The sequence below is a fragment of the Skermanella aerolata KACC 11604 genome, assembly GCF_000936425.1.
GTDB lineage: Bacteria > Pseudomonadota > Alphaproteobacteria > Azospirillales > Azospirillaceae > Skermanella > Skermanella aerolata.
The window spans coordinates 1-351 of sequence record NZ_AVFK01000239.1 but is presented as its reverse complement, the minus strand read 5'-3'; the positions used below and the strand labels follow the sequence as shown (position 1 = coordinate 351).

Here is a 351-nt window from a genome sequence, read left to right as displayed (position 1 = left end):
AGTTGCCGTCATAGATGTACGACGACGATCCGCGCAGCACTTCCAGCCCATCCGGCGACTGGTCCACGATCAGGTCGATGATCTTGGCGGACTCGCCCAGATGCTCGGCCAGCGGCGGCACGTCGGGGTTCAGGCTGCCGAACAGGAAGCCACGGTAGGATTCGAACCGGGGCACCTTGGTCAGGTCGTGGGAGCCGTCCTTGTTGAACTGCTCGGGATACGCCGCACCCTCGGGATCCTTGACCTTCAGCAGCTTGCCGGAATTGTTGAAGGTCCAGCCGTGGAACGGGCAAGTATAAGTCGCCTTGTTGGCCCGCTTGTGGCGGCACAGCATGGCGCCGCGATGGCTGC

General features: G+C 63.0%; 1 protein-coding gene. It reads right to left on the bottom strand.

The window, feature by feature from the left end:
* On the bottom strand, positions 1-351 hold a 351-nt coding region (locus N826_RS39365), incomplete at both ends, for a Rieske 2Fe-2S domain-containing protein (protein WP_044438141.1).